The organism is Streptomyces gamaensis (genome assembly GCF_042656465.1).
Classification (GTDB): Bacteria; Actinomycetota; Actinomycetes; order Streptomycetales; family Streptomycetaceae; genus Streptomyces; species Streptomyces gamaensis.
In genome coordinates this window covers 287708-305357 of sequence record NZ_JBHSPB010000004.1, presented here as the reverse complement: position 1 = coordinate 305357, position 17650 = coordinate 287708, and the positions used below count along the sequence as shown (strand labels likewise).

General features: G+C 72.5%; 13 protein-coding genes. 8 read left to right on the top strand and 5 right to left on the bottom strand.

Annotated features, from left to right (window positions below; translation table 11 throughout):
• Positions 1-39 precede the first annotated feature (39 nt).
• Complete coding sequence (clpX, locus tag ACFP1Z_RS08690; protein ID WP_390315336.1) at positions 40-1326, top strand: ATP-dependent Clp protease ATP-binding subunit ClpX; 1287 nt, start codon at positions 40-42, stop codon at positions 1324-1326.
• 87 nt (positions 1327-1413) lie between these two features.
• Positions 1414-4074 carry a valine--tRNA ligase gene (locus ACFP1Z_RS08685; protein ID WP_390315335.1) on the top strand — a complete coding sequence of 887 codons (2661 nt, stop codon included), beginning with the start codon at positions 1414-1416 and terminating at the stop codon, positions 4072-4074.
• A 484-nt stretch (positions 4075-4558) separates the two neighbouring features.
• Here the strand turns inward: ACFP1Z_RS08685 and ACFP1Z_RS08680 are convergent, their stop codons facing one another.
• The 5 genes from ACFP1Z_RS08680 to ACFP1Z_RS08660 form a co-directional block, all read right to left on the bottom strand.
• A complete protein-coding gene (locus ACFP1Z_RS08680) occupies positions 4559-5764 on the bottom strand; it encodes a hypothetical protein (RefSeq protein ID WP_390315534.1) in 1206 nt (401 codons plus the stop codon).
• Between the two features lie 174 nt (positions 5765-5938).
• Entirely contained in the window at positions 5939-7303 is a 1365-nt protein-coding gene (locus ACFP1Z_RS08675) for a glycosyltransferase (RefSeq protein ID WP_390315334.1), read from the bottom strand.
• 376 nt (positions 7304-7679) lie between these two features.
• Positions 7680-8807, bottom strand: a complete 1128-nt coding sequence (wecB, locus tag ACFP1Z_RS08670; protein ID WP_390315333.1) for a non-hydrolyzing UDP-N-acetylglucosamine 2-epimerase — start codon at positions 8805-8807, stop codon at positions 7680-7682.
• Positions 8808-9044: 237 nt separating this feature from the next.
• Positions 9045-9734, bottom strand: coding sequence for a response regulator transcription factor (locus tag ACFP1Z_RS08665; RefSeq protein ID WP_390315332.1), 690 nt, complete (start codon positions 9732-9734; stop codon positions 9045-9047).
• Positions 9731-10912, bottom strand: a complete 1182-nt coding sequence (locus ACFP1Z_RS08660; RefSeq protein ID WP_390315331.1) for a PAS domain-containing sensor histidine kinase — start codon at positions 10910-10912, stop codon at positions 9731-9733. The genes ACFP1Z_RS08665 and ACFP1Z_RS08660 overlap by 4 nt, the downstream gene beginning before the upstream one ends.
• 130 nt (positions 10913-11042) lie before the next feature.
• On the opposite strand from ACFP1Z_RS08660, the gene ACFP1Z_RS08655 reads away from it, so the two are divergent.
• From ACFP1Z_RS08655 to mreC, 6 genes are all read left to right on the top strand, one after another.
• Positions 11043-12494 carry a peptidoglycan D,D-transpeptidase FtsI family protein gene (locus ACFP1Z_RS08655; RefSeq protein WP_390315330.1) on the top strand — a complete coding sequence of 484 codons (1452 nt, stop codon included), beginning with the start codon at positions 11043-11045 and terminating at the stop codon, positions 12492-12494.
• Positions 12495-12552: 58 nt separating this feature from the next.
• Positions 12553-14151, top strand: a complete 1599-nt coding sequence (folC, locus tag ACFP1Z_RS08650; RefSeq protein WP_390315329.1) for a bifunctional tetrahydrofolate synthase/dihydrofolate synthase — start codon at positions 12553-12555, stop codon at positions 14149-14151.
• A gap of 3 nt (positions 14152-14154) precedes the next feature.
• Complete coding sequence (locus ACFP1Z_RS08645) at positions 14155-14511, top strand: DUF4233 domain-containing protein (RefSeq protein ID WP_390315328.1); 357 nt, start codon at positions 14155-14157, stop codon at positions 14509-14511.
• Between the two features lie 178 nt (positions 14512-14689).
• The gene (gene ndk, locus ACFP1Z_RS08640) at positions 14690-15103 is read left to right on the top strand and encodes a nucleoside-diphosphate kinase (RefSeq protein ID WP_390315327.1); all 414 of its coding nucleotides are present in this window, start codon (positions 14690-14692) and stop codon (positions 15101-15103) included.
• 292 nt (positions 15104-15395) lie between these two features.
• Positions 15396-16415, top strand: a complete 1020-nt coding sequence (locus ACFP1Z_RS08635; RefSeq protein WP_004950903.1) for a rod shape-determining protein — start codon at positions 15396-15398, stop codon at positions 16413-16415.
• 285 nt (positions 16416-16700) lie between these two features.
• Entirely contained in the window at positions 16701-17645 is a 945-nt protein-coding gene (gene mreC / locus ACFP1Z_RS08630; protein ID WP_390315326.1) for a rod shape-determining protein MreC, read from the top strand.
• Positions 17646-17650 lie beyond the last annotated feature (5 nt).

The following is a 17650-nucleotide window of genomic DNA, read 5'->3' as shown; positions in this document are numbered from 1 at the left end:
GCAGAGCAAGGCGGATCCCAGGCGAAGGGGAAGCACCTCGTGGCACGCATCGGTGACGGCGGCGATCTGCTCAAGTGCTCGTTCTGCGGCAAGAGCCAGAAGCAGGTGAAGAAGCTCATCGCGGGTCCTGGTGTGTACATCTGCGACGAGTGCATCGACCTCTGCAACGAGATCATCGAGGAGGAGCTCGCGGAGACCTCCGAGGTGCGCTGGGAGGAACTGCCCAAGCCCCGCGAGATCTACGAGTTCCTCGAAGGCTATGTCGTCGGCCAGGAGACCGCGAAGAAGGCCCTCTCCGTCGCCGTCTACAACCACTACAAGCGGGTGCAGGCCGGGGAGACCGGCAGTCACAACCGCGACGACGGCATCGAGTTGGCGAAGTCCAACATTCTGCTGCTGGGCCCCACCGGCTCCGGCAAGACCCTCCTCGCGCAGACCCTCGCGCGCATGCTCAACGTCCCCTTCGCCATTGCCGACGCGACCGCGCTGACCGAGGCCGGCTATGTCGGCGAGGACGTCGAGAACATTCTGCTCAAGCTCATCCAGGCCGCCGACTACGACGTCAAGAAGGCCGAGACCGGCATCATCTACATCGACGAGATCGACAAGGTCGCCCGTAAGAGCGAAAATCCGTCGATCACCCGGGATGTCTCCGGCGAGGGCGTCCAGCAGGCGCTGCTGAAGATCCTGGAGGGCACCACCGCCTCCGTCCCCCCGCAGGGCGGCCGCAAGCACCCGCACCAGGAATTCATCCAGATCGACACCACGAATGTGCTGTTCATCGTGGGCGGCGCGTTCTCCGGACTGGAGAAGATCATCGAGTCGCGGGCCGGCGCCAAGGGCATCGGCTTCGGCGCCACCATCCGCTCCAAGCGCGAGATCGAGGCCAGCGACCAGTTCCAGGAGGTCATGCCGGAGGACCTGGTGAAGTTCGGGATGATCCCCGAGTTCATCGGCCGGCTGCCCGTCATCACCTCCGTCCACAACCTCGACCGCGAGGCGCTGCTGCAGATCCTCGTCGAGCCGCGCAACGCCCTGGTGAAGCAGTACCAACGGCTCTTCGAACTCGACGGTGTCGAGCTGGAGTTCGACCGCCCGGCGCTGGAGGCCATCGCCGACCAGGCGATCCTGCGCGGCACGGGCGCCCGCGGGCTGCGCGCCATCATGGAAGAGGTCCTGATGTCGGTGATGTACGAGGTGCCGTCCCGCAAGGACGTCGCCCGCGTCGTCATCACCAAGGACGTCGTGCAGTCCAATGTGAACCCCACGCTGGTGCCCCGCTCGCGCGGCACCGAGGCGGGGGAGCGGCACGAGAAGAGCGCCTAGCGCTTTTCCCGCCGGTCCCGGGGCGCGGGCCTTTCGCCGGGCGGAAACGGATTCGAGGCGCGCGGCGCGGGCCCGTAGAATTCCCCCGTGACCGAGAAGACTCAGCGCCCCGCCAGCGGGCACACCGACAGCACTCCTGAACTGCCGACCCAGTACGCGCCGGCCGAGGTGGAGGGGCCGCTGTACGAGCGCTGGGTAGAGCGGGGCTACTTCGAGGCCGACGCCCGGAGCGACAAAGAGCCCTACACCATCGTCATCCCCCCGCCGAACGTCACCGGCTCGCTCCACCTGGGCCATGCCTTCGAGCACACCCTGATCGACGCCCTCACCCGCCGCAAGCGCATGCAGGGTTACGAGACGCTGTGGCAGCCCGGCATGGACCACGCCGGTATCGCCACGCAGAACGTCGTCGAGCGCGAGCTGGCCAAGGAGGGCAAGTCCCGCCACGACCTGGGCCGCGAGGCGTTCATCGAGCGCGTGTGGAAGTGGAAGGCCGAGTCCGGCGGGCAGATCTCCGGGCAGATGCGCCGCCTCGGCGACGGCGTCGCCTGGTCCCGTGAGCGCTTCACCATGGACGAGGGCCTCTCCAAGGCCGTCCAGACCATCTTCAAGAAGCTCTACGACGACGAGCTGATCTACCGCGCCGAGCGCATCATCAACTGGTGCCCGCGCTGTCTGACGGCCATTTCCGACATCGAGGTGGAGTACCAGGACGACGACGGCGAGCTCGTCTCGATCCGCTACGGCGAGGGGGACGACTCCATCGTCGTCGCCACGACCCGCGCGGAGACGATGCTCGGCGACACCGCCGTGGCCGTCCACCCCGAGGACGAGCGCTACCGGCACCTGGTCGGCACCGAGATCGAGCTGCCGCTGACCGGCCGCCGTATCCCGGTCGTCGCCGACGAGCACGTCGACCCGGAGTTCGGCACGGGCGCCGTCAAGGTGACCCCCGCGCACGACCCCAACGACTTCGAGATCGGCCGCCGCCACGACCTGCCGAGCCTGACCGTCCTCGACGAGCACGGCGTCATCACCGTCCACGGCCCCTTCCAGGGCCTGGACCGCTTCGAGGCCCGGTCCGCGATCGTCGGCGCGCTGCGCGCCGAGGGCCGCATCGTCGCCGAGAAGCGCCCGTACACCCACTCCGTGGGCCACTGCTCGCGCTGCAAGACCACCATCGAGCCGCGCCTGTCCATGCAGTGGTGGGTGCGGACCGCCCCGCTGGCGAAGGCCGCGAGCGACGCCGTCCGCGAGGGCAAGGTGAGGATCCACCCCGAGGAGATGGCGAAGCGCTACTTCGACTGGGTGGACAATCTGCACGACTGGTGCATCTCGCGGCAGCTGTGGTGGGGCCACCGCATCCCGGTCTGGTACGGCCCGAACGGCGAGACGGTCTGCGTCGGCCCGGACGAGCAGCCGCCGGCGGGCGAGGGCTGGCACCAGGAGACCGATGTCCTCGACACCTGGTTCTCCTCCGGCCTGTGGCCGTTCTCCACGCTCGGCTGGCCCGAGAAGACCGAGAGCGTCGAGAAGTTCTACCCGAACTCGGTCCTCGTCACCGGCTACGACATCCTCTTCTTCTGGGTCGTCCGGATGATGATGTTCGGCCTGTACGCGATGGACGGCACCCCGCCGTTCCACACCATCGCCCTGCACGGCATGGTGCGCGACCAGTTCGGCAAGAAGATGTCGAAGTCCTTCGGCAACGCGGTCAACCCGCTGGACTGGATGGACAAGTACGGCTCCGACGCCGTCCGCTTCACGCTCGCGCGCGGCGCCAACCCCGGTGTCGACGTGCCGATCGGCGAGGACTGGGTGCAGGGCTCCCGCAACTTCGCCAACAAGATCTGGAACGCGACGCGCTTCGCCCTGATGAACGGCGCCACGGTCGAGGGCGAACTCCCGCCCGTGGAGCGGATGTCGGCGACCGACCGCTGGATCCTCTCGCGGCTGAACGCGACGGTCGCCGAGGTCGACGCCTACTACGACGACTACCAGTTCGCGAAGCTGTCGGACGCGCTGTTCCACTTCGCGTGGGACGAGGTCTTCGACTGGTATGTCGAGCTGTCCAAGACCACCTTCATGGCGGGCGGCGAGCCCGCGAAGGTCTCGGCACGCGTCCTGGGCGAGGTCCTGGACGTCACGCTGAAGCTGCTGCACCCGGTCGTGCCGTTCGTCACCGAGACGCTGTGGACGGCCCTGACGGGCAAGGAGTCCGTCGTCGTCGCCGACTGGCCGACCGCCGTGTCCGTTCCCGGGGCCGAGGCCCCGGGCGGCTTCCGCGACGCCGAGGCCGAGCGGGAGATCGAGGAGCTGCAGCGGGTCATCACCGAGGTCCGCCGCTTCCGCTCCGACCAGGGCCTGCAGCCGGGCCAGAAGGTCCCGGCGCGGCTGGAGCTGTCGGGCACGCGGCTCGCGGCGCACGAGGGCGCCATCCGGCAGCTGCTGCGGCTTCAGCCGGCCGGGGAGGAGTTCCAGGCGACGGCGACACTGCCGGTGGCCGGGGCGACGGTCGCGCTCGACCTGTCCGGGGTCATCGACTTCGCGGCGGAGCGCAAGCGGCTGACGAAGGACCTCGCCGCCGCCGAGAAGGAGAAGGCCCAGGCCAACGGCAAGCTGGGCAACGAGGCGTTCCTGGCCAAGGCCCCGGACCACGTCGTGGAGAAGATCCGCACCCGGCTCGCCACGGCCGAGGCCGACATCGACCGCATCACCGCGCAGCTGGCGGCACTGCCGCAGGGCTGAGCGCGCAAGGGCGACGGCCCCCGCCGACACACGTGTCGGCGGGGGCCGTCGACGTTCCCGGCCGCGGGGTGCTGCCGTGGCGGTGCGGTACGGGGCGGGCCCCGAGCGGACCGTCGGCCTGTCGGCTGAGGCCACGGTGCCCGCGCGGCTCGCCGTCGCGGCGTGCCGGTGCCGTACGGGGCGCGACGCGCACCGCTGCGCCGCGCGGGCCGCGGCGGCGTGCCGGTCAGGGCAGGGCCGGTGCCCCTCCTGGCCCGGGCTGTGCCGGGCGCGCGGGGGACGAGCGTCCGCCCGGCGTCGGGACGGGGCGTGGCACGGGGCGAGTCGCGGCCCGCCGGTTGCCGTACGGGCGCGGCGCGCGGGAGCACGCGGCGGTGCGCCGGTCAGGGCTGTTGCCGGCGCCCGGCCCGGCCGGGTGCCGCAGGCACCCCGATCGTGCGCCGGGGCCCTACCGGAACGCGGCGCCCGCGCTCCGGCCCCGGGATCAGCGGGGTTCGCGTCCTGCCGGCGGGGCCACTGACGACGTCTCCCACGGCCGCGTCCGGCCCGGGTCCCACATCGGCCCCCACGGTCCATCCACCGGCCCGTCCTCCACCCGGTCGACGGGCCTGCCGCGGCGCGCGTTGCGGTTGCGCTGCGGCCAGCACAGGACGTACACCGTCGAACCGGCCACGAACGCCAGCCGGATCAGCCCCCGCGCCGACTCGTCCGGCACCACGAACACGCTGCCGTACAGCACGATCAGCGCGATCCAGCTGCACCAGGGCACCAGACGCCGCTGCCCGCACACGTCCCACAGCAGGGTGCCGAGCAGCACGGAGGCCGTGTAGTACGTGTAGACGCTGGGATCCAGGACGATCCGGGCGTTGGCGCCCAGCAGCACGATCCCCGCCCAGCGCCCGCGCCACACGGCGACCGCGCCGAGCGTCAGGCCCAGCGCGGCCTGCGCGGGCCGGGCCCAGTCCGGGGTGTACGGGTCGTTGGCGCCCAGCCAACGCAGCGCGGACGCCGGGTTGTTGGGGATGGTGAACTTCGCGGCGGCGAAGGAGTCCGGGGCCGCGACGAAGAACGGCAGCCAGGCCACGGCCAGCAGCCCCACGCACCACAGCGCCGCGCGCAGCCACCGCTCCCTCGGCAGCGCGAGGATCAGCGGCAGGAACGCGAGCGCCGTCGGCTTGGAGTCCATCGCGAGCGCGAGGCACGCGCCGACGGCGGCCGCGTTGCAGCGGGTGAGGAACCACACCGCCAACGCCGTGAAGAACAGGGCGAGTACGTCGTCGAGATGCCCGAAACGCACGGACACCTCGATCCACATCGGGATGAACGCGAGCCCCGCGATCAGCACGCGCTGCCGCAGCCGCTGGTGGTTGGTGCCCGTACCCAGGAAGGAGATGGCCGCGCTGCGCCCCGCGAGCACGACGATGACCAGTCCCAGCACGGACATGAACGCCGCCGCGAGGAACTGGCCCATGTGCTCGGAGAACGGGTTGAACAGGCCCGCCACGAGGAAGCTGATGGGGCCCATCTGCAACTCCGGGTGGTGGGCGTAGAGGTTCAGCCCGCCCGTGCCGTTGCCGCCGTCGTAGATGAGCTCGCCGCCGGTGCGCAGATAGTGCCAGGAGAAGCCGCCGCTCGGCTCGACCAGGGCGAACCACGCCACGGTCCACGCAGTGAGCAGCAACAAGTGCACGCGATTGCTGAGTTGCGGTGTCCGCACAACGCTCCGTTCCGCCACCCGGAACCTCTCCGGGCAGTTTTCTCCCGGCGGTCAGATGGCCGAACGGGCGCCGAGGTTGTCATCCGGGCGCGTTTTGTGACCCAACTCTCCCTGTCGGGCCCGGCTTTCGCGGCCCGGCCGGCGGGCTCAGCTCTCGATGGCGGTCGGGCCCGAGGTGACGGCCTCGGCGTTGCGCCGTGTCTTGGCCCAGCCGTTGCGGCCGCGCAGCATCCGTACGAAGCCGCGCGCCGACGCCGGGAACAGGTGGTAGGCGTAGAGCCACAGCGCCAGCCCCCACAGGACGCCGACGAGCGGCGAGCGGTCGTCCGCGCGCTCCCGGCGGTAGACCGGACCCCACAGCACGAACGGCAGCACGGACACCAGGCCCAGCACGAGGACCAGCGGCCACAGCGCGAGCATGCCGCCGAAGGCCGCGCCGAAGCCGTCCCGCACGGCGTCGAGAGCGAGCAGGGTGAACATCACGGCGCACAGGACGAGCGTCGCGATGTGGGCGACCGGCTGCAGGAAGGTGTACAGCGTCTCCAGGACGCCCTTGCCGCTGTAGTGGCGCGAGGAGACGATGCGCGGCGCGTAGCGCACGCACTGCAGGTTGCCCTGCGCCCAGCGGGTGCGCTGGGTCAGGAAGCGGCGGGCGTGCGGCAGGCCCTCCTGGGAGACCCAGGTGTCCGCTATGTGTGCTGTCCGGTCGCCGCCCAGGACCATGTGCAGGCCCAGCTCGTAGTCCTCCAGCAGTGCGCCGCGCTGCCAGGGGCGGCGCTCGGCGGCCGCTATGCGGTCCAGGGCGGCGAGCCGGGTGAACTGGCCGTTGCCGCCGAGGCCGACCGAGCCGGTACGGGCGCGCAGCAGCTGCATGCCCGCGTTGGAGACGGAGAACTCCATGTCCTGCATGCGCACCAGCAGCCGCGCGAAGGCGTTGGCCGCCCTGCCGCGGTCCGGCAGCGGCCGCGGGTCCTCGGCGTTGCGCATGCGCACACCGACCTGGACGCCGCCGGTCTCGGGGTCGCCGAAGCCGTGCGGGCCGCTGACGCGGCGGAGGGCGTCCGGGGCCAGCCGGCCGTCGGCGTCGACGACGCACACCACGACCCGCTCCCGGTCGGTGCCCTCGGCCAGGAACTCGGTCAGCTCGTCGTACGCGGCGTTGAGCGCGGCGCCCTTGCCCTGGCGGGCGTCCGGCCGGTGCCGGCGCACCAGGTGCACACGCCGGTCGGACTCGGCGAGAGCGGCCACGATCGTGCCGGTCGCGTCGTCGCTGTCGTCGTCGACGACCCACACATGGGCGTCCGGATGGTCGGCACGCAGCCGCGCGACGGTGGTGCCGATGACGGCCTCCTCGTCCCGGCACGGCACGAAGACGTGCCAGTCGAAGGCGCGCGGGTCGCCGTCCTGGACGGCGGGACGCCGCAGGAAGGCGTGGCGCGCGCCGGCCCAGTACAGCAGGAAGCAGACCAGGAGGAAGAAGGGGAACACGAGCAGGAGGGGGGAGTGGAACATGGGGGGAGGACTCCGGTGGGGCGGGGGCGGCAACTCGCCGTGGGGGCAGGGGGTGTTGTGGGCGCCGCGGGACGTAGGGGCGGCGGCCGGCGGTCGGCCGGGGGCATGGGGCGTGGCGTCCGTACGGGCGCGTGGGCGTGCCGGGTGGTGGCGTCGGGGTGTCGCGGGTGCTGTGGGGCGTACGGGCCTGGGGCGGCGGTCGGCCGGGGCGCTCGGCGGAGCGCGGCTCCCGTGCGGGCGTATGGGCACGCCAGGTGGTGGCGGCCGGGCTCCGTGGGCGCTGCGGGGCGTACCGGCCTGCGGTGCGAGGGGCCGTACCGCACGCGGTCGGTCGGTGGTCCGAGGACGTGCAGGCTCTACGGGCGGTACGGACCCCTCACGCCGCCGCGGCGATCCGCGGCGGGGCCGTGGCCTCGGCCAGCAGGGCCACGATCCGCTCGGAGGCGCGGCCGTCGCCGAAGGGGCTCGGCAGGGACGCGAGCCGGTCCAGGCCCGCCGTGCCCTGTGCCAGCCGGCGGCGGGCCGCACGGCCCAGCTCCGCGCCGGGCGCGACCAGTTCGGCGAAGTCGGCCATCGCCTCGGGCCGTTCCGTGGAGCGGCGCACGACGACCAGCGGGCGGCCCAGTACCGTGCACTCCTCCTGGATGCCGCCGGAGTCGGAGACCAGCAGCGCCGCGTGCCGGGCCAGGGCGAGGAACTCGCCGTAGCCGAGCGGGGCGGTCACCGTCAGCCCCGGCAGCAGGTCCTCCAGACCGGCGGCCGCGATCCGGGCGCGGGTGCGCGGGTGCACCGGGAAGAGCACCGGGACGTCCGCGGCGAGGGCGCGCAGCTCGGTGAGGACGGCGCGCAGCGCGTCGGCGTCGTCGGTGTTCTCGGGGCGGTGGACGGTGGCGAGGACGTAGCCGTCGGCGGGCACCCCGTACCGGCGCAGCAGCCCGGCGCGGGCCGCCGCGTCGGGCAGTGCTCCGCGCACGGCCTCGACGACGGTGTTGCCGGTGACCGCGATCCGCGCGTCCTCGACGCCCTCGGCGAGGAGGTTGGCGCGGTTGTCCTCGGTCGCGGCGCACAGCACGTCGGCGATCCGGTCGATCAGGACCCGGTTGTGCTCCTCGGGCATGTTCCGGTCGTGGCTGCGCAGGCCCGCTTCGACGTGCAGCAGCGGGATGCCGCGCGCGTTGGCGGCGAGCGCGCCGGCCAGGGCCGCGTTGGTGTCGCCCTGGACGACGACGGCCGACGGCGGCCCGGCGGTGAACAACGCGTCCAGCTGCGCCAGCGCGGCCGAGATCTGCACGGCGCGCGGCTGCCCGCCCACACCCGTCAGGAACGTCGGCCCGGGCAGGCCCAGCTCCGCCAGGAACCGGCCGGAGAGCGCCTCGTCGTAGTGCTGCCCGGTGTGCACCAGGTGGGCAGCGGGGCCCAGGAGGCGGACGAGGTCGGTGAGCTTGACCAGTTCGGGGCGGGTGCCGAGGACGACGGCGACGCTGCGGGCGGGCAGGCGGGACATGGGGCTCCTGGGGCCGGATGCTGCGGGGACGGCTCCAGAGCCTGGGGTGCGTCGGTTGCCCGGACGGGCGGTGTTCGGTTGCGTGACGGTTGCGACTCACGGGCCGGGACGCCGGTCCCGGGGCGTGCGGGGCGATGGGCCCGGACGCCGCCCGGCGCTCCGCCGGCAGCCCGGTACGTCACGGCGCAGGAGTGTCGCGGCGGGCCCGCACCCTGCGGCCGTCCCGCGCCGGGCCGCTCAGCCGCCGCCCGACCGGTAGCGGTAGCCCAGCCCGCGCACCGCCTCCAGCGGGTCCGCCGCCGCGTCCCCCGCCGCCTGCCGCAGTTTGCGGCGCAGCCGCAGGACGGCGAACTTCACGCGCTCGCGGCCCGTGCCCCCGGGGTCGTCCCAGACCCGGTCCAGGAGCTGGTCGGTGGTGAGCACCCGCCCCCGGTTGCGGACGAGCACCTGCAACAGCCGGTACTCGATGTCGCTGAGCCGGGCCTCCTGCCCCTGCCAGACCGCCGAGCGGCGCTCGGGCACCAGCCGCAGCCCGTCGTCGAAGGACTCACCGGCCCAGCGGCCGGGCGCCGCACGCCGCAGCAGCGCCTCGACGCGGGCGAGCAGCTCGTCGTTGCCGAAGGGTTTGGGCAGATAGTCGTCGGCGCCGGCCCGCAGCCCGCGCACCCGGTCGGTCTCGGCGCCGCGCGCGGTCAGCAGCAGGACGGGCAGGTCGGACAGGTCCCGGGTGCGTTCGAGGACCTGCCAGCCGTCGAGCTGCGGCAACTCGACGTCGAGGAGCATCAGCGCGGGCCGTTCGGCGAACAGCAGCCGCAGCGCCTCGCGGCCGTCACCGGCGTGCAGGACGCCGTAGCCGGCGTGGCCGAGCAGGGTGCGCAGGGCGAGGGCGAGGTCGGGGTCGTCCTCGACGACGAGCACCCGCGTCACCGGCCGGCCTCCCCGCCCGCGGCGGTGCCCCGCGCCCCGCGCTCCCCGGCGCCCCCGGCCGGTCCGCGCAGCGGCAGCGTGATCGTGAAGACCGCGCCCTCGCCCTCCGTGCCGCTCGCCGTGAGGGTGCCGCCGTGGAGCCGGACGACGGTGCGGCTGATGGCGAGGCCGAGGCCGGTGCCGGGGTAGCCGCCGGTACGGACGTTGGCGGCCCGGACGAAGCCGGAGAAGATCGCCTCGCGGGCGTCGGCGGGGACACCGATCCCGGTGTCGGCGACCTCGATCACCCACGCGTCGCCCCGGGGCGCGGCGGTGACGGTGACGCGCCCGTCGGCGGGGGTGTACTTCGCGGCGTTGTCCAGCAGGTTGGCCAGGACGTGCTGCAGCCGGTGCCGGTCGCCGCGCAGTTCGGGCCCGGGGGCGCAGTCGAGGACCGTGAAGACGTCCGTGCCGCGTGCGGCGGCCAGCCGTTCCAGCACCGCGTCCCGCAGCATCCCCGGCACGTCCACGGGGCCGAACTCCAGCTCCGGGTGCTCGGCCCGCAGCCGGGTGGTCACCAGCAGGTCGGCGATGACGCGCTGCATGCGGTCGGCGTTGCGGCGCAGCGCGTCGACGAAGGTGGACTGCTGCTCGTTCAGCGCGCCGAACGCGGGGTCGGCGAGGAGCTCCGCGAAGCTCATGACCGTGGTCAGGGGGGTGCGCAGCTCGTGCGAGGCGGCGCCGACGAAGGCGTTGCGCTGCCGGGCCAGTTCGGTGAGGGCCAGGTTGTCGCGCTCCAGACCGTGCTCGCGGCGCTTGCGGTCGCTGACGTCGAGGAACGTCCACAGGGCGCCCAGGTAGGCGTCGCCGCGGCGCAGGGGCGCGACATCGCGGCGGACGACGCGCCCGTCCGCCAGCGGGATCTCCGCCGAGCGGTGGACGCGGTGGACGTGGACGCAGCCCGGGTCCTGGTCCATCGGGAGGAGGCCGTCGTAACCGGGGGCGTAGCAGGCCTGGACGAGGGGGACGAGCGGGCGGACGGGGGCGCCCGGGGAGAGGTCCACACGCCCGTCGAGCGCGAACATCGCGGCGAACTTCCCGTTGGCCGCGAGCACTTCGTCGGCCGGGCCCTGCACGATCGCACCCACGGGCAGCGCCTCCAGGACGGCCTGGAGCAGCCCCCGGTCCTCGGACGCCATTTTTCTCACTCAGCTCTCATACGGGCGGGGAACCCGCCCTCCGCCGTCGGGAGTTTTCGAGGGGTAGGCCAGGTATCGGCCGTATGCCGCCATATGTCACCGTAAGTCAAGGCAAGGGACCGCGCCCCCGATGAACCGACCGCTCCGGCACATCGCTGTCTTCTCGCTGCTGCTCGTCCTGGCCGTGCTCGTACGGGCCACGTGGGTGCAGGCGGCGGAGGCGGGCAGCCTGGACGACAACCCCCACAACCCGCGGCAGGCGATAGCCGCCCACTCCCGGCCCTTCGGCGACATCCTGGCCGGCGGCACCCCGCTGACCGGCTCCAAGGAGACCGGCGGTGACCTGAAGTACCAGCGCACCTACCCCGACGGCGCCCTGTACGCGCCCGTCACCGGCTACTCCTCGCAGACCTACGGCAGCAACCAGCTGGAGAGCCTCTTCCACTCCGTCCTCACCGGCCAGGACAGCCGGCTGCGCACCCCCGAGGACACACTGACCGGCAGGCAGCCCGCCCCCGGCAACGTGATCACCACCATCGACCCGGCCGTGCAGAAGGCCGCCTACGAGGGCCTGGGCGACAAGACCGGCGCCGCCGTCGCCCTCGACCCCGCCACCGGCGCGGTCCTCGCCCTGGCCAGCACCCCCTCGTACGACCCGGGCGGCTTCGCGGGCCGCGGCAGCGCCGACCAGAAGGCCTGGGACGCCCTCCAGCAGGACGAGCGGCAGCCGATGCTCAACCGCGCGCTGCGCCAGACCTATCCGCCCGGCTCGGTCTTCAAGCTCGTCGTCGCGGCGGCCGCCCTGGAGAACGGCCTGTACTCCTCCGTCGACCAGGCCACCGACAGCCCCGACCCCTATCTGATGCCGGGCACCACGACCTACCTGAAGAACGAGAACCCCAGCGCCCCCTGCGCGAACGCCAGCATCCGCACCGCCCTGCAGTACTCCTGCAACAACGTCTTCGGGCACATGGCCGTCCAGCTCGGCCAGCAGAAGATCGCCGAACAGGCCGGGAAGTTCGGCTTCAACAACGGCTCCCTCGACATCCCCGTGCGCGCCGCCAAGAGCGTCTACCCCACGGACATGAACGCCTCGCAGACCGCGCTCTCCGGCATCGGGCAGTACAACGACCAGGCGACCCCGCTGCAGATGGCCATGGTCGTCTCCGCGCTCGCCGACGACGGCAAACTGATGACGCCGCGCATGGTCGACAAGGTCACCGACGGCAGCTCCGGCGTCCTCGACTCCTACGCGCCCAAGGAGTACGGCCGGGCCGTCTCCGCCGGCACCGCGGAGCAACTGCGCTCGGCGATGCAGACGGTCGTCGAGCAGGGCACCGGAAGCAATGCGCGCGTCGACGGGCTGACCGTCGGCGGCAAGACCGGCACCGCCCAGCACGGCGTCGACAACAGCGGTACGCCCTATGCCTGGTTCGTCTCGTACGCCACCGACAGCCACGGCAAGCAGATCGCCGTCGCCGTGGTGATCGCCGACAGCGACGCGGCCCGCGCCGAGGTGAGCGGCAACGGCCTGGCCGCGCCCGTCGCCAAGGCGGTCATGAAGGCCGCGCTCGGCCGCTGACGCCGGGCCCGCGGCAGGGCCGGGCCGGTTGTCGGCGGCGCTCCGTAGACTGGTCGGCGTGAGCGAGCGCCCCCAGAACGACGACCCGAACGACGACCAGAACGACGACGCCGGCACCGACGCGACCGGCGCCCCCGGCGACGACCGCTTCGCCGAGATCGTCGAAGCCGAGACCGACCTCCCCCAAGCCCTCGAATCCGCTCGGGCAGGGGGGACCCCCACCCCCGACCTCGCCGTCATCGAGGCCGGCAGCCGCACCCTGCGCACCCACGCCGGTCCGCCGCAGGGCGACGGCGTGCCCGCCCGGCCCGCCGACCCCGAGGTCGACCGCGCGCTGCGCGAGGTCGAGAGCGAACTGGCGGGCCGCTGGGGCGAGACCAAGCTCGACCCGTCCCTGGTGCGCATCGAGAAGCTCATGGACATCCTGGGCCAGCCGCAGCGCGCCTACCCGTCCATCCACGTCACCGGCACCAACGGCAAGACCAGCACCGCCCGCATGATCGAGGCGCTGCTCGGCGCCTTCGAGCTGCGCACCGGCCGCTACACCAGCCCCCACGTGCAGTCGGTCACCGAGCGGATCAGTCTCGACGGCGCGCCGATCTCCGCCGAGCGCTTCATCGAGACCTACCGCGACATCGAGCCCTATGTGCGCATGGTGGACGAGCGCGAGGAATTCCGGCTGTCCTTCTTCGAGGTGATCACGGGCATGGCGTACGCGGCCTTCGCGGACGCCCCGGTCGACGTGGCCGTCGTCGAGGTCGGCATGGGCGGCACCTGGGACGCGACCAACGTCGTCGACGCCGGCGTCGCCGTGGTCACCCCGATCTCCCTCGACCACACCGACCGGCTGGGCACCACCACCGGTGACATCGCCGGGGAGAAGGCGGGCATCGTCAAGCAGGACGCCACCGTCGTCCTCGCCCAGCAGCCCGTGGACGCCGCCCAGGTCGTCCTCAAGCGCGCGGTCGAGGTGGACGCCACGGTCGCCCGCGAGGGCATGGAGTTCGGCGTGGTCTCCCGCGAGGTCGCCGTCGGCGGCCAGCTGCTGACCCTGCGCGGTCTGGGCGGCGAGTACCCGGAGGTCTTCCTGCCGCTGCACGGGGCGCACCAGGCGCACAACGCGGCGGTCGCCCTGGCCGCCGTCGAGGCGTTCTTCGGCATCGGCGCGCAGCACGCCCGCCCGCTGGACATCGACACCGTGCGCTCCGCCTTCGCCTCGGTCACCTCCCCGGGCCGGCTGGAGGTCGTGCGCCGCAGCCCCACCGTGGTGCTGGACGCCGCGCACAACCCGGCGGGCGCGCGGGCCGCGGCCGAGGCCGTCACCGAGGCGTTCGGCTTCAGCCGGCTCATCGGGGTGCTGGCCGCGAGCGCGGGCAAGGACGTGCGCGGGGTGCTGGAGGCGTTCGAGCCGGTCCTCGCCGAGGTCGTGGTCACGAGGAACACCACCGAGCGCGCCATGGACGTCGACGAGCTGGCCGCCGTCGCGGTCGAGGTCTTCGGCTCCGAGCGGGTGCAGGTCGAGCCGCGCCTGGACGACGCCCTGGAGGCGGCGATCACCCTGGCCGAGGAGGAGGGCGAGTTCTCCGGAGCCGGAGTGCTGGTGACCGGCTCGGTGATGACGGTCGGCGAGGCCCGGTTGCTCCTGGGGAGGGGCTGAGCCGTGCGGATGCTGTGTGCGAGCACGCTGATCGGCGAGTTCTTCGTCATCGGATTCGCGGGTCTGGTCGCGATGCAGACCTCCGACCTGTCCGCCGGCACCGTCTGGGCCGTCAGCGGCACCGCCATGGCGCTGAGCGTGCTGCTGTGCGGCATGCTCTCCCGGCCCGGCGGGGTGCAGCTGGGCTGGCTGCTGCAACTGGGCCTGGTCCTCAGCGGCTTCGTGGTGCCGATGATGTTCATCCTCGGCGTGGTCTTCGGCGGCCTGTGGTGGGCCTCGGTGCACTTCGGCCGCCGTATCGACGAGGCGAAGGCCCGCTTCGCCGAGCGGTCGGCGCAGCCGGATCCGGACACGGCCTGACCGGCTTGCGGGTATTCGCCACGACTCGTTCCCGACCCGGCGGACAGGCGTACGAGCTGCGGGAACGCCGGATTTCGGCGGTCCCGCACACCCCTGTAGCCTCTGCCGCACCAGGACGATGTCGTCCTGGCCTCCCGTCCGTCCGCCTCTTCGACGAGCCGCCACCAGGAGCCGCCGTATGAACCAGCGCACCCTCGTCCTCCTCAAGCCAGACGCCGTCCGCAGGGGCCTGGTCGGCGAGATCATCGGCCGGATCGAGCGCAAGGCGAACTGGACGATCGGCGCGCTGGAGCTGCGCACCCTGGACCGTACGACCCTGGAGCAGCACTACGCCGAGCACGTGGGCCGCGACTTCTACGAGCCGCTGATGGCCTTCATGTCCTCCGGCCCCGTGGTCGCCCTGGTCGTCGAGGGCGAGCGCGTCATCGAGGGCGTCCGCGCGCTGGCCGGCCCCACCGACCCCATCGCGGCCGCCCCCGGCTCCATCCGGGGCGACTTCGGCACCATCACCCGTGAGAACCTGATCCACGCCTCGGACTCGCCGGAGTCCGCCGAACGGGAAATCAAGATTTTCTTTCCCGGACTCGCCTGAGCGCGCTTCGGACAGGTCACCGTTGTGATCAAGGGCGACCGATTTCCTTTCGGTCGCTCTTGGCATATGCGGCACGCGCGGCGGGAACCTCTCACTCCGACACGACGTCACCATTACTGGGGCGCGCTCGCCTTCCGCCGACAATGGCGGAGGAACCGTCGCGCCGTGTTCGACCCATCGCCACTACGATGGAAGCTTCCGCGCCCGCGGCGCACCGCACCGCACACCTGCCGACCTCCGTCAAGCAATCGCTCCAGCTGGGAAGGCCAGACGTATCCTCATGGGGAACAACATGTCGTTCATCGGCCGTGACATGGCTGTCGACCTCGGGACCGCCAACACGCTGGTGTACGTCAGAGGCCGCGGAATCGTGCTCAACGAGCCGTCAGTCGTCGCCATCAACACCAACACCGGCGGCATCCTCGCGGTCGGTGCCGAGGCGAAGAAGATGATCGGCCGCACCCCGGGCAATATCGTCGCGGTCCGGCCACTGAAGGACGGCGTCATCGCCGACTTCGAGATCACCGAGCGGATGCTCCGCTACTTCATTCTCAAGATTCACAAGCGGCGCTGGATGGCCCGGCCCCGCGTCGTGGTCTGTGTGCCCTCCGGGATCACCGGCGTCGAGCGCCGCGCGGTCATCGAGGCGTCCACCCAGGCGGGCGCCCGCCAGGTGCACATCATCGAGGAGCCGATGGCCGCCGCGATCGGCTCCGGCCTGCCCGTCCACGAGGCCACCGGCAACATGGTCGTCGACATCGGCGGCGGCACCACCGAGGTCGCCGTCATCTCGCTCGGCGGCATCGTCACCGCCCAGTCCATCCGCGTCGCGGGCGACGAGCTGGACAACGCGATCATCCAGCACATCAAGAAGGAGTACAGCCTGCTGCTGGGCGAGCGCACCGCCGAGCAAATCAAGATCACCATCGGCTCGGCCTACGACCTGGAGCAGGACGAGCACACCGAGATCCGCGGCCGCGACCTCGTCAGCGGACTGCCCAAGACCGTGGTGATCTCCGCCGCCGAGGTCCGCAAGGCCATCGAGGAACCCGTCAACTCCATCGTCGACGCCGTCAAGACCACCCTCGACAAGTGCCCGCCCGAACTGTCCGGCGACGTCATGGACCGCGGCATCGTCCTCACCGGCGGCGGCGCCCTGCTGCGCGGCCTCGACGAGCGGCTGCGCCGCGAGACCGGGATGCCCATCCACATCGCCGAGGACCCGCTGGACTCCGTCGCCCTGGGCTCCGGCAAGTGCGTCGAGGAGTTCGAGGCGCTCCAGCAGGTGCTCGACGCCCAGCCCCGCCGCTGACGACAACGCCGCGCAGACGGCCCGCCGGTGACGGGGAACCGGCGGTCCGCGGCGGGTCCGGCGCCCCTGCCGCGCCGGACGCGGGGCGGAGGCCGGCACCCGGCCGGAGGGCGCTGTTCCGCCTGCCGGGGGACAGCGGCCGCCCCGCCCGGCCCGCACTCGGCCGGGCCCCGCCCGGCGCACCCGCGCCGCCCCGAAACAACCTGATATACAGGCAGAACGCTCCCGCATGACCGGCCCGGACCCGCGCCCGGCCGGTCCGACGAGAAGGGCACGCCGCCGCACGTGAGGGACACACGAGAGAGCCGGCTGCTGCTGGTGCTGCTGGTCGCGATCGCGTTCGCACTGATCACGGTGGACATCCGCGGCGGAGAGCAGTCCCCGCTCGACGGTGCCCGGCACGCCGCCGCCTCGGCCTTCGGCCCCGTGGAGCACGGCGTCGCCGCGGCCGTCGACCCCGTCGCCAACGCCGTGGCCGCCGTCCGCGACTCCGGCCGGCGGCGCGACCGGATCACCGAGCTGGAGCGCGAGAACACCCTCCTCAAGCAGCGCCTGGGCAGCGACGACCGCAACCGCGGCCGGCTGCGCGACCTGGACGCCCTGCTGAAGACCGCCGGCGCCGGCCAGTACGGCATCAAGGGCGCCCAGGTCATCGCCATAGGAGCGGCCCAGGGCTTCTCCTGGACCGTGACCATCGACGCCGGCAGCCAGGACGGCATCCAGCGCGACATGACCGTCCTCAACGGCGACGGACTCGTCGGCCGCGTCACCACCGTCGCCCGCACCACCTCCACCGTGCTGCTCGCCAGCGACCCCAAGTTCACCGTCGGCACCCGTATGGAGAAGACCGGGGAACTCGGCTTCGCCAGCGGCCAGGGAGACAGCTCCCTGCGCGTCGAACTCCTCAACGGCAAGGCCGCCGTGCACGAGGGCGACCGCCTGGTCACCTTCGGCTCCAGCAAGGACAAGCCCTTCGTGCCCGGCGTCCCGGTCGGCGAGGTCACCCGCGTCGAGCCCTCCGGCGGCCGGCTCACCCGCACCCTCCAGGTCCGCCCGTTCGTCGGCTTCAGCAAGCTCGACATCGTCGGCGTCGTCGTGCAGCCGCCGCGCGAGGACCCCCGCAACAGCGTCCTGCCGCCCAAGCCCGAGGCCCCCAAGCCCATCCCCACGGTGACCGTCACCGCGACTCCCTCCGCATCCCCGTCCGCGAGCGTCAACCCCAGGGACTGACAACC